Origin of the sequence: Melaminivora jejuensis, assembly GCF_017811175.1 — a bacterium.
Lineage (GTDB): Bacteria > Pseudomonadota > Gammaproteobacteria > Burkholderiales > Burkholderiaceae_C > Melaminivora > Melaminivora jejuensis.
The window spans coordinates 3,647,299-3,662,864 of sequence record NZ_JACWIJ010000002.1 but is presented as its reverse complement, the minus strand read 5'-3'; the positions used below and the strand labels follow the sequence as shown (position 1 = coordinate 3,662,864).

Below are 15,566 nucleotides of genomic sequence, written 5' to 3'. Positions count from 1 at the left end.
AAAAGGGGCGCATGGTAGCCGATGGGTTCCATCGGCAGCCCATGCACGGCGCAGCCGGTGCATGTGCCGCACCGGCTGCGCCCGGGCGCAGGGTCGTCAAGGGGCGATCAATTGATCTTCACCGTGCGGATGTCGATGCGGTTGTCCGCGCGATGCACCAGCTCGACGTTCTTCTTCATGGCCCAGGGGATGACCTGGTCGTACAGCGGGATGTGCGAGACGGTGTCGTTGGACAGCTGCAGGGCCTCGGTCATCATGCGCGCGCGCACCGGCGCGTCGGTCTCGACCTTGATGCGATCGACCAGGTAGTCCATGCGCTCGTTGCTGTACTTGCCGACGTTGTAGTTGCCGTCGCCCCCCGTGCCGACGCTGCGCACCAACGACTGCAGGCTGTACAGGCCGTCGAAGGTCGGCACGCCCCAGCCCAGCAGGTAGATGCTGGCCTCGCTGCGCTGGATCATGGGAAAGTAGGTCGCCACGGGCAGGGTGCGCAGCTTGGCCTTGACCCCCACGCGCGCCCACATCGCCGTGATGGCCTGGCAGATCGCCTCGTCGTTGATGTAGCGGTTGTTCGGGCAGGCAAAGTCCACCTCGAAGCCGTCGCCGTAGCCAGCCTCGGCCAGCAGCTTCTTGGAAGCTTCCACGTCGTAGGGAAAGCGCTTGCCCACGCCTTCAGTCCAGCCCGCCACCTGCGGCGCCACCAGCGTGCCGGCAGGCTTGCCCAGGCCGCGCAGGATGTTGCGCGTGAGCGTGTTGACGTCGATGGCCTGGTACAGGGCCTTGCGCACGCGCACGTCCTTGAGGGGTTCTTGCCCCGGACGCTGCCGCCCACCAGCTCGTCGCGGAACTGATCCATGCCCAGGAACAGGGTGCGGTTTTCCAGGCCGTCGATGACCTTGAGGTCGGCGTTGGAGCGCAGGCGCGGCAAGTCCTGCGGGGCCGGGTCGAGCAGCATGTCCACCTCGCCCGACAGCAGCGCGGCAATGCGCGTGGCGCCGGACTTGATGGGGGTGTAGACGATCTCGGTCACGTTGCCGTCCATCTTGCCCCACCAGTTGGGGTTGCGCTTCAGAACCATGCGCACGTCGGGCTGCCAGGATTCGAGCGTGAAGGGGCCGGTGCCCATGGCGTTGCGGTGGGCGAAGTTCTCGTCCGTGCCCTTGATGTCCTTGGGTTCGACCGAGCGGTTCTTTTCGGCCCACGCCTTGCTCATCATGCGCAGCTCGGTCATCTGGCGCAGCAGCACCGGGTTGGGGGCCTTGAGGAACACGTCGATGGTGCCGGCATCGACCTTGGCCACGCGGTCTATGCCCTGCACGTAGGGGCCGTAGTTGGAGGTCTTGGCCATGGCGCGCTGGATGGAGTAGGCAGCGTCGTCGGCGGTGAAGGGCGAGCCGTCATGGAACTTCACGCCCTGGCGCAACGTGAAGCGCACCTGGGTCGGGCTGATGTTGGCCCAGGCGGTGGCCAGTTGCGGCTCGACCTCGAAAGTCTTGCTGTTGTAGTACACCAGGCTCTCATACACATAGGCATGGATGCCGTTTTGCAGCGCGTTGTTCTGCGAGTGGATGTCCCAGGTGGAGATCTCGCCCTGGCTGGCCCACTTGAAGGTCTTGGCATGGACAGCCGGCACCATCGTGAATGCCGCAGCAGCCGTCATGGAAAGAAGCAACCTTGTGAGTCGCATGAAATACCCCTTGTCGAGTGTGTAGGTGAAAGCCGTGACTATGCCGCAGCCGCGAGGCAGTCCAGGCGTAGGGAAAGCACGGTGCAGGTGTATTGTGCTTCCGTGCTTGTGATTCGATGTCCATCGGCCCGAGCCATGCCGAACCGGGCACCGGGCCGGCAGCGATCAGCAGGGGGCGGACACAAAAAAACCTCCTGAGGGAGGTTTTCTTGTAGGCAACCGGCCAGGCGGGGCGCCTGACCGGAGAGCCGCGTCAGAAGCGGTGGCGCAGGCCGACGGTGAAGCCGGTGCGGTTGCGGGCGCCGTTGGCATCCAGCGCCATGCCGGCACCGCCGCTCACGCGGGTGTGATCGACACCGAGATAGGCGTCGGTGCGCTTGGAGAAGGCATAGTCCACCACACCGACCAGGAAATTGGCCTTGCCGTTGAAGGCGCCCGAAGCCGAGCCGGACTGGCGCGCATGGTAGTAGTGCAGGCCTGCATTGATTTGCGGCGTGACCTGGTAGCCGAAGCCGACCTTGTACATCTGGCGCTTATCGGCGTGATTGACGAGGTTGGCAAACGATGCCGGATTGGTCGCCACAGCGCCCATGCCGGGCATGAAGCCGCCATTGGAAGAACCCGACCAGTAGGCTCCCAGCAGGCCGCTGTCGATCAGGCCGGCAGCACCCAGCACATACGCGTCCTTGCGCTTGTTCAGGCCATAGCCGGCATTCACATAGATCGGGCCGCTGCGCCAGGAGCCACCCAGAGTCCAGGCATCGACCTTGGTGCCGCCCGGCAGTGTGGTGCGCTGATAGCCACCACCGGCAGCAATGCCACCGGCGCCATAACGCAAATAGCCGCCTGCGGTCTTGACGGCACCAGCTCCGCTCACCCCGGCTGCCCCAACTTTGGCGATGGTGTTGTTCTCGTCGAAGGAATACTGCAGCGCACCACGGATGGCACCAAACTCTGCCGTGTACTTGATCATGTTGCTGGCGCGCGCACCCATGGACATGCCGATTTCCGGCTTGTAGGCTTCCATGTAGGGCGAGTACGGGAAGGACGCGTAGGTCGTGGTCACCACGTCGAACAGCACGTTGTACTGGCGACCCAGGGTGATGCGTCCGAAACCACCCTGCAATGCGACCCAGGATTGCTGGAAATAGTTGGTAGAGGAGGCAACGGCTCCGTCATCGGTCGTAAAGCGATTTTCCAGATTCACCAGCGCCTTCATGCCGCCACCCAGATCCTCGGTCACGTTGATGCCCCAGCGGCTTTGCGACATGCCGCCGCCAATCATCTGTGTCCTGGAGCCATCGGCAGCCGCCCCTTCATGGTTGGTGTGGCGGATGGCGGCATCGACGATGCCGTACAACTGGACGCTGCTGCCGCCAGCCTGGGCGAACAGCAAGGGAGAGGCAGCTGCGAGAGCAGCCAGGACAGCGGTTTTCTTGACGAGGGAACGCATGATCTTTTGTAACTTTCTGTGGAGGATGGGGGAGGCTTGATTCTAAAAACAGGCCCTCATCCAGCAAGACCGCATCGCATTTCTGCCACAGGCGTTTACCCTAGTTTGGTTACATTGTTACCCAATCAGCAATAAAAAAGCCGCTGCATGAAAGCAGCGGCTTTTTGTCGTTTTCAACAGAAGCTGGTCAAGCCAGCACGTTGATTAGAACGAGTGGCGCACGCCCAGGGACAGGCCAGTCTGGTTTTCGCCCATGCCAGGAGCACCGTTGCCGATGCCGCCTGCGCCCAGGCCCAGGTTGGATGCGTCCTTGTTGCGCATGTGCGCCACCGTGCCGTACAGAGCAGTGCGCTTGGACAGATTGTGGACATAACCCAGGCTCAGCTGGTGTGCCTTGGAGGAGATGGCCTTCTGGTCGTACATGGCGTACTGGGCGCGCACTTGGCCGGCACCGACCGGAGCCGTCAGGCCCAGCGCGTAGGAGTTGAGCTTGTCGGAACCCGACAGGCCAGTCACCTTGTAGCGAGCCTGCTGGATGATGGCATTGAGCTTGACCACGCTCAGGTCATAGGAGCCGCCCAGAGTCCACATTTCCTTGCGGCCATCGGCAGAGCCGCCCAGCAGGGGGTACGCGATGTCGCGGCGGTCGGCAGCCAGGGTCACGCTCAGCGGGCCGTTGTCAAAGGCAGCGAAGGCGCCCATGTAGCGGCCATTCTTGCCGGTCACCTGCTCGTCGAAGCCATAGCCCAGGCCGCCGGTGAAGCCGCCGAAGTTGGGCGTGTAATAGGCCAGCATGTTGCTCTGGCGATAGGCGTCAACCGTCGAGATATTCCAGCCATGGAACATGCCGAAGCCGACTTGGCCGAACACGTCATACGAGCTGACCTTGGTGTAGGAGGGCACCAGGTCGCGGCCCAGGCGCACTTCACCGAAGCCGCCCATCAGGTTGACCGTGGAGCGGCGCTTGAATTCCAGGCCCGTGCCGCTGGCGCCGCCGGACTTGCCGTCACCGGCGTCGGGGTTGTGACCAGCTTCCAGCCAGAAGCCTGCCTTCAGGCCACCGCCCAGGTCTTCCACGCCGCGGAAGCCGATGCGGCTGGTGGCGTTGCCGTTGACGCCCACGCCGGTCAAGCTGTCGCCGGCTGCATTGGCGTGGTTCACGTGGCTGATGTTGGTGTCAACGATACCGAACAGCGTCACGGAAGATTGGGCCATCGCCGTGCCGGAAGCGGCCAGCACTGCCAGGGCAATCAGGGATTTCTTCATTGCGAATTTCTCCAAGGTTAAACAGAGGGCCCCGGCGTGTGGGGCTCATGGATGGAAGTTTCATGCATGGCCCCGTAGGGATCCGGGCCAACCTCCTGGTGCGGAAGTTGATCCTATTGCAACAGACCAGGCCGGGATACGCAAAGGAATTCCCGTAGAGAACCCGGCAAGGGCGACATTCCGTTGTCGCAGTGCAACACCGACCTGCCCCGCTCCAGCCCCTGCGGCCCACGCATCAGATCTCGACCAGCTCCAGCCCAGTGCTGATCTGCGCCGTGTGGCCCAGCATGATGCTGGCCGAGCAGTATTTTTCATGGCTCAGGGCAATGGCGCGCTCCACCGCCTCGCGCGGCAGGTTGCGCCCGGTCACGGTGAAGTGCATGTGGATGCGGGTGAAGACCTTGGGGTCGGTCTCGGCGCGCTGCGCGTTCAGGCGCACGCTGCAGCCGCGCACGTCGTGGCGTCCGCGCTTGAGGATCAGCACCACGTCATACGCGGTGCAGCCGCCGGTGCCCGCCAGCACGGTCTCCATGGGGCGCGGCGCCAGGTTTTGCCCGCCGTTGTCCGGCCTGGCGGCGTCGATGGCGCCGTCCATGACCAGGGTGTGCCCGCTGCCGGTTTCGGCGACAAAACCCATGCCTGAGCGCGTGCCCGCCGCGCCCGTCCAGCTCACGGTGCATTCCATGAGGTGTCCTTTTCAAAGAGAGAGAAATTCGATGTGGATTGGATACAGGCTTGGCCTGTGCAGGGGATTTTGCTGCAATGCAGCACGGACTGCGCTACCATTGCCGCATTGATGGCCCGCACCGCTGCAGATCAAGCGGTCGGGCGCTTCAGCCAGTTGTCTCCTCCATCTCCTCAAAGGATGGATTAGGCCCCGGACGCTCAGCATCCGGGGCCTTTTTTTCGCCCATGCGCGGCGCGCCAGCGCTCTATGATGGCGCCCCGCCCTGCCTGCTGCAGCGCAACATCTCCCGAGCGCCGATGACCCAGCCCCAGCCCCTCACTTCCTTCGACTACCTCAAGAAGATCCTGACCGCGCGCGTCTATGACGTAGCGGTGGAATCCGACCTGCAGCCAGCGCGCAGCCTGTCGCGGCGCCTGCACAACAAGGTGCTGCTCAAGCGCGAGGATCAGCAGCCGGTGTTCAGCTTCAAGCTGCGCGGCGCCTACAACAAGATGGCGCAGTTGCCACCCGAGCAGCTGGCGCGCGGCGTGATCTGCGCCTCGGCCGGCAACCACGCGCAGGGCGTGGCCATGAGCGCCGCCCGGCTGGGCACGCGCGCCGTGGTGGTCATGCCCACTACCACGCCGCAGGTCAAGATCGACGCCGTGAAAACCCTGGGTGGACAGGTCGTGCTGCATGGGGATAGCTACTCCGACGCCTACGGCCACGCCGTGCAATTGCAGCAGCAAGACGGCCTGACCTTCGTCCACCCTTTCGACGACCCGGACGTGATCGCCGGCCAGGGCACCATCGCCATGGAGATGCTGCGCCAGGTGCAGCAGTTGGGCAGCGGGCTGGATGCGGTGTTCGTGGGCATAGGTGGCGGCGGCCTGATTGCCGGCGTGGCCAGCTACATCAAGGCGGTGCGCCCGGACATCCGTGTGATCGGCGTGCAGACGCGCGACTCGGACGCCATGGCGCGCTCGGCGCGCGAGCACGAGCGCGTGCAACTGCCCGACGTGGGCCTGTTTTCCGACGGCACGGCCGTCAAGCTGGTGGGCGAGGAGACCTTCCGCCTGGCGCACGAGCTGGTGGACGACTACGTGCTGGTGGACACCGACGCCGTGTGCGCCGCCATCAAGGACATCTTTGTCGACACGCGCAGCATCGTCGAGCCAGCCGGCGCGCTGGCCGTGGCCGCCATCAAGCAGTACGTGGCGCAGCACAAGACGCGCGGGCAGACCTATGCAGCGATTTTGTCGGGCGCCAACATGAACTTCGACCGGCTGCGCTTCGTGGCCGAGCGCGCCGAGATGGGCGAGGAGCGCGAGGCGCTGTTTGCCGTGACCATCCCCGAGGAGCGCGGCAGCTTCAAGCGCTTTTGCGAGGTCGTCGGCGCCCTGCCCGGCGGGCCGCGCAACGTCACCGAGTTCAACTACCGCATCAGCCACCAGCAGCGCGCGCATGTCTTCGTCGGCCTGTCCACGCACGGCAAGGGCGAGTCGGAAAAACTCACGCGCAGCTTCCACAAGGCCGGCTTTGCCGCGCTCGATCTGACGCACGACGAACTGGCCAAGGAGCACCTGAGGCATCTGGTGGGCGGCCACGCCGACCTGGCGCGCGACGAGCGGCTGATGCGCTTCACTTTCCCGGAGCGGCCCGGCGCGCTGTTCAAGTTCCTGAGCCTGATGCAGCCGACCTGGAACATCTCGCTGTTCCACTACCGCAACCAGGGCGCGGACTATGGCCGCATCCTGGTCGGGATGCAGGTGCCCCCCGAAGACGCCGCCGCTTTCGACGCCTTCCTGCAGGCGCTGGATTACCCCTTCGTCGAGGAGACGGACAACCCGGCGTATCGGCTGTTCCTGCAGGCCAATGGCGCCTGATTTGATGCAAAATCAGCCTCAAACCCTTGCCAGGCAAGCGCTGACAGCTATTATTTAAGTAGCAAAATCATGCAGGCCGTGCGCCACTATCTGCTGGCGGTGCAGTTTTTCACGCGCATTCCCGTCACCGGGCGGCTGGCTGGCTGGGTCGGCTACAGCCCGGACATGCTGCGCGCCTGCAGCGCACACTTTCCCGGCGTGGGCTGGCCGGTGGCGCTGGTGGCCGCTGGCGTGTACGCCCTGCTCTACCGGGGCCTGGGCGGCGGGGTGGCAGCGGCGCTGGTGGCAGCGGCGCTGTCCACCGCTGCCACGCTGGTGCTGACCGGGGGGTTTCACGAGGACGGCCTGGCCGACGTGGCCGACGGCCTGGGCGGCGCCTACACGCCCGAGCGGGCGCTGGAGATCATGAAAGACTCGCGCCTGGGCGCCTTCGGCGTCATGGCGCTGGCCCTGGCGCTGCTGACCAAGATCGCCCTGCTGGCGCAACTGTCCACGCACGGGCTGGCGGCAGTGCTGCTGGCGCTGGCCGGCGCGCACCCGCTGTCGCGTCTGTGGCCGCTGGCCACCATCCGGCTGCTGCCGCATGTGGGCGACAGCGCAACCTCCAAAAGCAAGCCGCTGGCCGATCGCATCAGCACCCGGGCCCTGCTGTCAGCCTTGCTGTGGAGCCTGCCGCCACTGCTGCTGGTGGCTGCCTGGCTGGGCACGGCGGTGGTGGCAGCCATCCTGGCCAGCGCTGCCGGCGCGGCCTGGATGCACTGGCGCTATGCGCGCCGGCTGCACGGCTTCACCGGCGACTGCCTGGGCGGCACGCAGCAATTGGCCGAACTGGGTTTCTACCTGGGCCTGGCCCTCGCCCTGGCGCAGCAGGCCGCATGAGGCAGCCGGCCAGCCCACCCGCAACAGCGCCCGGTCAGCAGGACGAAAACCCGACAGCGCAGCGCCCCGGGGCCGGCCCGTCCCCCGCCTATGGCTGGTGCGCCATGCCCAGCCCGACATTGCGCCGGGCATCTGCTATGGCCGGCTGGACGTGCCCGCCCTGGCGCACGCCAGCCGCAGCGCAGCCCATGCGCTGGCCCGCGCGCTGCCACGGCAAGTTGCTGGCGTATGGCACTCTCCGCTACAAAGATGTGAGCTACTAGCGCTTGACCTGATTGGCTTCAGGCCTGATTTGACCATAAAAATCCAGGCAGAATCACGCCTTGCCGAGCTGGACTTCGGCACCTGGGAGGGCCGCGCCTGGGCGGCCATCCCGCGCGCCGGGATCGACGCCTGGTCGGCCCAGCTGCACGACCATGCCCCCGGCGGCGGCGAGAGCCTGTCGGCCATGCTGGCGCGCGTGGCAGCTGCCCTGCAGGACGCGGCGCGCCTGGCCTGGGCGCCGGATGCGCCGGATGGCGGGGGCGATGTGGTCTGGCTGACCCATGCCGGCGTGGCCCGCTGCGTGGCCTGGCTGCAGCAGCACGGCCCGCAGGCCCGGGCCGACGCCGCCCGCTGGCCGGTGGCAGCGCCCGGCTACGGCGCCTGGGTCACGCTGGCCCTGCCGCAGCCGCCGTCGGGCCAGGCGGCATCAGGGCAGTGCGGCGAACAGGGCTGACTGCTCGAACTGCGCGAAGCGCTGCTCCAGCTCGCGCAGCAGCCGGGCCCGGGCGCCCTCGTCCACAAAGGCAGTGCGGATCGAGTTCAGCGCCATTTCCCGCATCTCGTGGTAAGTCACATCGGTGTGCTGCACGGCCTTGACGCACTCCTGCACGATGTCGGTGGCGAACATGCCCTCGTCGTCGGTCGACAGGCTGACCGGCAGGCCCAGACGCAGATAGGTCAGGAAGGGGTGCTGGCGCAGGTGCGGCACTGCGCCCAGCTTCAGGTTGCTGCTCAGGTTGATCTCGATGGGCACGGCACGCTCGATGGCGTACTGCAGCGTCCAGGGGTCGTCGATCAGGCGCACGCCGTGGCCCAGGCGCTCGGCGCCCAGCAGCAGCGCATCGCGCGGGTTGTGGCGCGCGCCCAACTCGCCGGCGTGCATGGTGCGCCGCCACGGCCGGCCCTGCAGGCGCGCCTGGGCCAGCACCGGGCCATAGACCGCCTGGCCGTGCTCCAGCGCCGGCGTGTCGCTCTCGTCGGCCAGCAGGTCGATGCCGGGGATGTAGGGCGAAGGCCCGGCGCCCAGCATGGCCTGCACCTGCGCGTCCTGCTCGGCGGCGCTGTCGGTGCGGAAGTAGGCATTGTTGAAGCGCACCTCCAGGCCGAAGCGCGCCTGCAGCCGCTGGGCCAGGGCTTCATAGCTGGTTATTTCCCCAGGGCTGATGCTTTCGGTGAACTCGACATAGGACAGGCCGGCAGCCACGGCGCGCTGCGCGAAGTCGTCGTAGGACTGCACCAGAGCGTCCCAGTCGCCGTCGATGGCCAGCGCCACCAGGCGGAAGATGGCCTCGAAGCGCTCGAAGCGATGGGCGCCCGGCGGCAGCACCGCCAGCGCCACCAGCCGCTCGCGGTCGGCGGGCGGCAGCGACAGGTAGGACGCCTGCGCCGGCAGTGTGCCCAGCCAGGCCAGCTCATCCGGGTACAGCCAGGCGCGGCTGCCGGTGTCGGCCAGCGACTGGGCCAGTTGCGCCGCCGGGATGGGCGGGTTGCGCCGCTCCAGCAGCGTGCGGAACGTCTGCGGCGTGAGGTTGCCCCAGGGGTGGACGTGCAACATGCCGCCCTTGGGCATGGCGGCACACAGTTGGCCGATGCGCTGCGCCGCCTGCTCGGCGGGACGCGCGCGCAGGGCGTCCAGATCCAGGGGCGAGCGCTGCACGGCCTGGGTGCGGCTGGCCTGCACCTGACGCGCGTGGCGCTCCTGCAGCTGCGCCAGATCGGCCTCGGTGAAAGCCTCGTGCGGGGCCGGGGCCAGCCACTGCTGCCACTCCTGGCGCGAGATGGTGCGCTGCGCCAGCGGCACGCGCAGATCGGCATGGCGCTCGGCCACCCGCTGCTGCACCAGCTCGAAGCGCGCCTGCTGGCGCGCCAGCTTGGCATCCAGGTCGAGCGGGTGCAGGGCATCGTCGCTGCCGCCAGCGCAGGCGCCCAGCAGCAAGGCCAGGCCCAGCGAGGCTGCGGCACGCAGCGCGCGGTTCGGATTCAGGACGTGCATGGCGGGGTTCCTCCTGGTTTCGGTTTTGCGCGCGCCGCACTGTCGGGCACAAGGCCGGCCTTGGACAGCGCTGCTTGCGGGGCGGAAGTTGTGGCGTGCAGCCCTTTCCTGGGCGGCTGCGCGATGAGCGCCGAGCGCGTTTGGCGTGAACGGCCCGAAAGCGCTCAGCGCTCGCCGCCTCCCGGCCTGAGCGGCATCTGCAGCGCCAGGCTGCTGGCCGCGCCCACGGCCGGGCCCAGCAACACCTCGCGGCGCGACAGCGACTGCACCACCAGCCCCGGCTCGACCACGGCGCCGACGCGATAGGGCCGGGCCGGCTGGCCGTCGATGGCGATCAGCGCCGCGCCGCCGCCGCTCTGGCTGCCGGCCAGCACGCCGTGCAGCACCAGCCGGGCGGGCGCAGCCGGTGCTCCCTGCTGGATCGACGGCTGCGCCGCGCCCGCGCCCAGCAGCCGGGCGACGGCCTGGCTGTCGATGCGCAGGGCCGGGGGCGCCGCGCCCGGGGCCGGCCCCGCTGCCGGCGCCGCCAGGGCCAGCGCCCAGTACAGCGCCCCCGCCCCGGCCAGCGCCCACAGCGCCAGCGTCGCCAGCCGCACACGCCACAGGGCGGAAGATGCAATTTGTGCCATCGGGCGATTATTTATCATTGCCTGATGCGCTTTTTCTCTTCCCTTCGCCGCCTCGGGCGGCTGCGCCGCGCGGCCGGCTTCACCCTGATCGAGCTGATGGTGGTGCTGGTCATCATCGGCGTGCTGGCCGCCCTCATCGTGCCCAACGTGCTCGACCGCGCCGACGACGCGCGCAGCACGGCGGCGCGCACCGACGTCGCCAACATCATGCAGGCGCTGAAACTCTACCGGCTGGACAACCAGCGCTACCCCAGCGCCGAACAAGGCCTGCAGGCGCTGGTGGCCAAGCCCAGCGCCGGCCCCATCCCCGGCAACTGGCGGCCCTACCTGGAAAAGCTGCCCGCCGACCCCTGGGGCCGGCCCTACCAGTACCTCAACCCCGGCATCAAGGGCGAGGTCGATGTCATGAGCTTCGGCGCCGACGGGCAATCGGGCGGCGAGGGCAAGGATGCCGACATCGGCAGCTGGCAGTGAATGAGGCCCCCACGGTCGCTCACTGCGTGTGCTCCCTGCCCCCCCAAGGGGCCGCGTCTCGCCTTGGGGCGGCCCGGCGGCGAGACCGTGAGGCCCCCACGGTCGCTCACTGCGTGTGCTCCCTGGCCTGGCCCTCTATCGCAGCGTGGTCTCGTAGTCCTGGTATGCCGCGCCGCGCCACGAGGGGCTTCACCCTGCTGGAGTTGCTGGTGGTACTCAGCATCATGGCGCTGGCCACCGCCGGGGTCGGCCTGGCATTGCGCGATGGCGGGGCCACGCTCTTGCAGCGCGAGGGCGAACGCCTGGCCATGCAGCTCGAAGTCGCCCGCGCCCAGTCGCGCGCCAGCGGCGTGCCGGTGCGCTGGCGCAGCGATGCGGCGGGCGGCTTTGCCTTCGACGGCCTGCCCGGCGCCCTGGGAGCGCGCCGGCCCTGGCTGGATGGCGCCACCGGTGTCAGCCGCATCAGCGGTGCAGGCGGTACGGGCGGCGGCCAGGCCGGCCTGTGGCTGGGGCCGGAGCCCTTGATCGGCGCGCAGCAGGTGGTGCTGGTCAATGCCGGCCTGCCCGGGCGCATGGCCGTCGTCGCCACTGACGGCCTGCGCCCGTTTGCCGTGCAGGCACTGCCGTGATGCCGCCGCGCGCCGCGCGCCGCTGCCCGCGCGGCTTCACCCTGGTCGAGGTGCTGGTGGCGCTGGCCATCACCGCCATCGCCCTGCTGGCCGGCAGCCAGGCCACCTCCGCCCTGGTGCGCAACGCCGAGCGCGAGACCGACATCGTGCTGGCCCACATCTGCGCCGAAAACGAGCTGGTGCGCGTGCGCCTGGCACCGCAACTGCCGGCCATCGGCGATACGCAGGCCAGCTGCGAGCAGGCCGGGCGGCGCTACGGCGTCAGCATCAGCACCACGCCCACGCCGAACCCGCAGTTTCGCCGCGTCGATGCCCAGGTGCTGGCCGACCAGGGCCGCCAGCCGGTGCTGCGCCTGAGCACCATCGTGGGGCGCTATTGATGGGGCGCGGGGTGTGTCTGCCGATGATCCGGGCGATCTCTTCGCGGCAAGGCCAGCGGCGGCCGCCCGGGCGGGCAGTCGTGCGCTTGGCGTCTGGCGTCTGGCGCACCACGCACCACGCACCACGTACCACCGCCCCCACCCGTGGCTTCACCCTGGTCGAGCTGCTGGTGGCGCTGGCGGTGATGGCACTGCTGGCGCTGGTGAGCTGGCGCGGCATCGACGCCATGGTGCGGTCGCAGGAGCTCACGCGCACGCGCGCCGACCAGCTGCTGGTGCTGCAGACCGTGCTGGCGCAGTGGAGTGCCGACCTAGACGCCCTGCAGGCCATCGAGCACACCGAACCCATCGCCTGGGACGGCCAGCTGCTGCGCCTGACGCGGCGCAGCACGCGCACGCCCGAGGACGGCGCGCTGGTCGTGGCCTGGGCGCGGCGCAACGTCGGCGGCCAGGCGCAGTGGCTGCGCTGGCAGTCCGCGCCGGTACACACGCGCGAGCAGTGGCACGCCGCCTGGCAGCAGGCCACGCTGTGGGCGCGCAGCCCCGGCGAGGCCGAGCGGCGCGGCGAGACATCATTGCTGGCGCTGGCTGAGTGGCAGCTTTTCTACTATCGAGGCGGCGCCTGGGCCAATGCCTTGTCGAGCAGCACCGCCACGCCCAGCGGGCCGCGCAGCATCGGCGGCCCAGGCGAGGCGGCGCTGCGCATCCCCGAAGGCGTGCGCCTGCAGCTAACCCTGCCCCCCGGCGGCGCCCTGGCCGGCACGCTGACGCGCGACTGGGTCAATCCGCTGGTGGGCGGGGGCAAGTCTTGAACTCATTTTTTGATAGCTGGAAGCGCTTGATGGACAACGGCTGGGGCGCTTCTCTCCCTCCCCCTCTGGGGGAGGGCTGGGGTGGGGGCCAGCGCCGCCCTGCAACTCCAGCGCCGTCGCGTATCACCAGCCGGCCCCCATCCCAACCTTCCCCCAGAGGGGGAAGGAGTAAAAAAACGTGCAGCCACACCCGCCAGGCCGGCGCCGCCCTGCTCGCCGCCATGCTCACCGTGACCCTGGTGGCCACCTTTGCTGCCGCCGCACTGTGGCAGCAGTGGCGCGCCACCGAGGTCGAAACCGCCGAGCGCGCCCGCATCCAGGCCGCCTGGATCCTGGTCGGCGCGCTGGACTGGTCGCGCCTGATCCTGCGCGAGGACTCGCTGGCGCGCGCCGGCGACGGCACGGACAACCTGACCGAGCCCTGGTCGGTGCCGCTGGCCGAGGCGCGCCTGTCCACCTTTCTGGCGGCGCAGCGCGGCGTGGCCCAGGTGCCGGACGCCAGCACCGACACGGCGGACGCCTTCCTGTCCGGCCAGATCAGCGACCAGCAGGCCCTGCTGAACCTGCGCAACCTGATCCAGAACGGCCAGCCCGACGCCACCGCGCAGCGCCAGTTCGCCCGCCTGTTCCAGTACCTGAACCTGCCGGCGCAGGAACTCGATGCGCTCACGCAGCAACTGCGCCTGGCGCTGGCCGACGCCCCCCAGAACAACGCACCGCTGCTGCCGCAAAGCCTGGCGCAACTGACCTGGTGGGGCCTGCCCGAGTCCAGCGTGCAACGCCTGGCGCCCTACGCCACGCTGCTGCCGGCGCGCACGCCCGTCAACCTGAATACCGCCGGCGCCGTGGTGCTGTGGGCCAGCGCCCCGCAGCTGAGCATGGCGCAGGCGCAGCAACTGGTCGATGCGCGCGAGGCGCGGCACTTCGGCAGCGAAGCCGACGCCATCCGGGTGCTGGGCGGCAGCGGCGCTGCAGGCAATGTGGGCAACGGCGGCATCACCAGCGCCACGCACGCCGTCTCGTCACAGTATTTCGAGGTGCGTGGCCGCCTGCGCCTGGAGGGCGCGACGGTGCAGGAGCGCTCGCTGATCCACAAGCTGCGCGGCGAGGCACGCACCCTGTGGCGCGAGCGCGGCGCCCTGCCCGCCGACGCCGCCGCGCTCGGGAGCGCCCCCTACAATGCCGCGCCAGACCGCGCCCCATGAGCACCCTCGTCATCACCCTGGCTCCGGCCACCTCCGGCCTGGCCGACAGCTACGCCTACGTCCTGTCCGCCGACGGCCACAGCCTCACCCGCCACGCCAGCGCCAGCGCCGCCCTGCTGCCCGCCCCGGGCCGCGCCGGCGAGACCGTGGCGCTGGTGCCGGCGCGCGCCCTGTCCTGGCAGCGCGTGACCCTGCCCCCCGGTGCGCTGGGCCAGCCGGCGCGCCTGCGCGCGGCGCTGGAAGGCCTGCTGGAAGAACACCTGCTGGACGATCCGGCCACACTGCATTTCGCCCTGGCACCGGGCGCGCAGGCCGGCAGCCCGACCTGGGTCGCCGTGTGCGACCGCGCCTGGCTGCGCGCCGCGCTGGCCGCGCTGGAGGCCGCCGGCCACGCCGCCGACCGGGTGGTGCCCGAGTTCGCCCCCGGCCCTACGGCCAGCGGCCAGCTGGAGCTGACCGCATTGGGCACGCCCGACGAGCCCTGGCTGGTGCTGGCCAGCCCGGGCGCCGACCTGGAAGCTGGCACCACTGCCCCCGCCACCGCCAGCCAGACCAGCCCGGCCACGCCCACGTCCGCCCTCACACAGACCGACGCCGCGCCAGCGCTGGCCGTCCTGCCGCTCACCCCGGCCATTGCCGCCGCCCTGCCGCCAGCCACCGAAGGCGCGCCGCCGGTGCGCGCCGAGCCAGCCGTCGCCGCCCTGGCCGAGCGCCTGCTGGGCCGGCCCGTGGCACTGCAGACCGCCGCCGAGCGCGCCCTGGCCGCCGCACGCGGGTCTTGGGATCTGGCGCAGTTTGAACTCGCCAGCAGCGGCGGGCAACGCGCCCTGCGCCGGGCCAGCGGCGGCCTGAACAGCTTTCTGCGCGCCCCGCAATGGCGCGCCGCCCGCTGGGGCCTGGGCCTGGCGCTGGCCGTGCATCTGATCGGCCTGAACCTGTGGGCCTGGCAGGATCGCCAGCAGCTTGCCGCCAAGCAGGCCGGCGTGCGCGCCCTGCTGACGCAGACCTTCCCGCAGGTGCAGGTGGTGGTCGATGCGCCGGTGCAAATGGAGCGCGAGCTGGCACGCCTGCGCCAGGGCAGCGGCAGCGCCTCGCCCAGCGACCTGGAGCCGCTGCTGGCCGCTGCCGCCACTGCCCTGCCCGCGCAGCCCCGGCCCACCGCCATCGACTACGAGCGCGGTGCGCTGCGCCTGGGCGGCGTGGCGCTGCCGCCCGAAGAACTGGCCGCCGCGCAGCAGCGCCTGAGCGCCAGCCAGACCACCGCCAGCGTGCAGGACGGCGGCGTGCTGGTGCTGCGCGCGGCCACTGCCGACGATGCCGCAGGAGGCCGGCCATGACCCCG

The 15,566-nt window shown here is 69.4% G+C and carries 14 protein-coding genes and 1 pseudogene; 9 read left to right on the top strand and 6 right to left on the bottom strand.

Annotated features, from left to right (window positions below; translation table 11 throughout):
• Nucleotides 1–107: 107 nt before the first annotated feature.
• From IDM45_RS17100 to IDM45_RS17085, 4 genes and pseudogenes are all read right to left on the bottom strand, one after another.
• Nucleotides 108–1,687 (bottom strand): annotated as a pseudogene (locus tag IDM45_RS17100) (ABC transporter substrate-binding protein).
• 253 nt (nt 1,688–1,940) lie between these two features.
• Nucleotides 1,941–3,143, bottom strand: a complete 1,203-nt coding sequence (locus IDM45_RS17095; RefSeq protein WP_232654394.1) for a porin — start codon at nt 3,141–3,143, stop codon at nt 1,941–1,943.
• A gap of 201 nt (nt 3,144–3,344) precedes the next feature.
• Entirely contained in the window at nt 3,345–4,406 is a 1,062-nt protein-coding gene (locus IDM45_RS17090; protein WP_209423913.1) for a porin, read from the bottom strand.
• Nucleotides 4,407–4,641: 235 nt separating this feature from the next.
• Nucleotides 4,642–5,091 carry an OsmC family protein gene (locus IDM45_RS17085; RefSeq protein ID WP_209423912.1) on the bottom strand — a complete coding sequence of 150 codons (450 nt, stop codon included), beginning with the start codon at nt 5,089–5,091 and terminating at the stop codon, nt 4,642–4,644.
• Nucleotides 5,092–5,390: 299 nt separating this feature from the next.
• On the opposite strand from IDM45_RS17085, the gene ilvA reads away from it, so the two are divergent.
• The 3 genes from ilvA (at nt 5,391) to IDM45_RS17070 (ending at nt 8,556) form a co-directional block, all read left to right on the top strand.
• Complete coding sequence (ilvA, locus tag IDM45_RS17080; protein ID WP_209423911.1) at nt 5,391–6,959, top strand: threonine ammonia-lyase, biosynthetic; 1,569 nt, start codon at nt 5,391–5,393, stop codon at nt 6,957–6,959.
• Nucleotides 6,960–7,028: 69 nt separating this feature from the next.
• Nucleotides 7,029–7,838: an adenosylcobinamide-GDP ribazoletransferase gene (locus IDM45_RS17075; protein ID WP_209423910.1), complete on the top strand. Its 810-nt coding sequence runs from the start codon at nt 7,029–7,031 to the stop codon at nt 7,836–7,838.
• Between the two features lie 97 nt (nt 7,839–7,935).
• A complete protein-coding gene (locus IDM45_RS17070) occupies nt 7,936–8,556 on the top strand; it encodes a histidine phosphatase family protein (RefSeq protein WP_325168995.1) in 621 nt (206 codons plus the stop codon).
• On the opposite strand, the gene IDM45_RS17065 is transcribed toward IDM45_RS17070, so the two are convergent.
• Together IDM45_RS17065 and IDM45_RS17060 are read right to left on the bottom strand one after the other, a co-directional pair.
• Nucleotides 8,530–10,095, bottom strand: coding sequence for an adenosine deaminase family protein (locus IDM45_RS17065; protein ID WP_209423908.1), 1,566 nt, complete (start codon nt 10,093–10,095; stop codon nt 8,530–8,532). The genes IDM45_RS17070 and IDM45_RS17065 overlap by 27 nt on opposite strands.
• A gap of 164 nt (nt 10,096–10,259) precedes the next feature.
• Complete coding sequence (locus IDM45_RS17060) at nt 10,260–10,724, bottom strand: type II secretion system protein N (protein WP_209423907.1); 465 nt, start codon at nt 10,722–10,724, stop codon at nt 10,260–10,262.
• A gap of 24 nt (nt 10,725–10,748) precedes the next feature.
• Between IDM45_RS17060 and gspG the strand changes: the two genes are divergently transcribed.
• From gspG to gspL, 6 genes are all read left to right on the top strand, one after another.
• A complete protein-coding gene (gspG, locus tag IDM45_RS17055) occupies nt 10,749–11,198 on the top strand; it encodes a type II secretion system major pseudopilin GspG (RefSeq protein WP_209423906.1) in 450 nt (149 codons plus the stop codon).
• A gap of 164 nt (nt 11,199–11,362) precedes the next feature.
• A complete protein-coding gene (locus IDM45_RS17050; RefSeq protein WP_209423905.1) occupies nt 11,363–11,827 on the top strand; it encodes a prepilin-type N-terminal cleavage/methylation domain-containing protein in 465 nt (154 codons plus the stop codon).
• A complete protein-coding gene (gspI, locus tag IDM45_RS17045; protein WP_209423904.1) occupies nt 11,827–12,207 on the top strand; it encodes a type II secretion system minor pseudopilin GspI in 381 nt (126 codons plus the stop codon). Before IDM45_RS17050 ends, gspI begins: the two co-directional genes overlap by 1 nt.
• 86 nt (nt 12,208–12,293) lie before the next feature.
• Entirely contained in the window at nt 12,294–13,019 is a 726-nt protein-coding gene (locus IDM45_RS17040; RefSeq protein ID WP_232653663.1) for a PulJ/GspJ family protein, read from the top strand.
• Nucleotides 13,020–13,141: 122 nt separating this feature from the next.
• Nucleotides 13,142–14,224, top strand: coding sequence for a type II secretion system minor pseudopilin GspK (gene gspK / locus IDM45_RS17035; protein ID WP_325169011.1), 1,083 nt, complete (start codon nt 13,142–13,144; stop codon nt 14,222–14,224).
• Nucleotides 14,221–15,561 carry a type II secretion system protein GspL gene (gene gspL, locus IDM45_RS17030; RefSeq protein WP_209423901.1) on the top strand — a complete coding sequence of 447 codons (1,341 nt, stop codon included), beginning with the start codon at nt 14,221–14,223 and terminating at the stop codon, nt 15,559–15,561. Before gspK ends, gspL begins: the two co-directional genes overlap by 4 nt.
• Nucleotides 15,562–15,566: the final 5 nt, after the last annotated feature.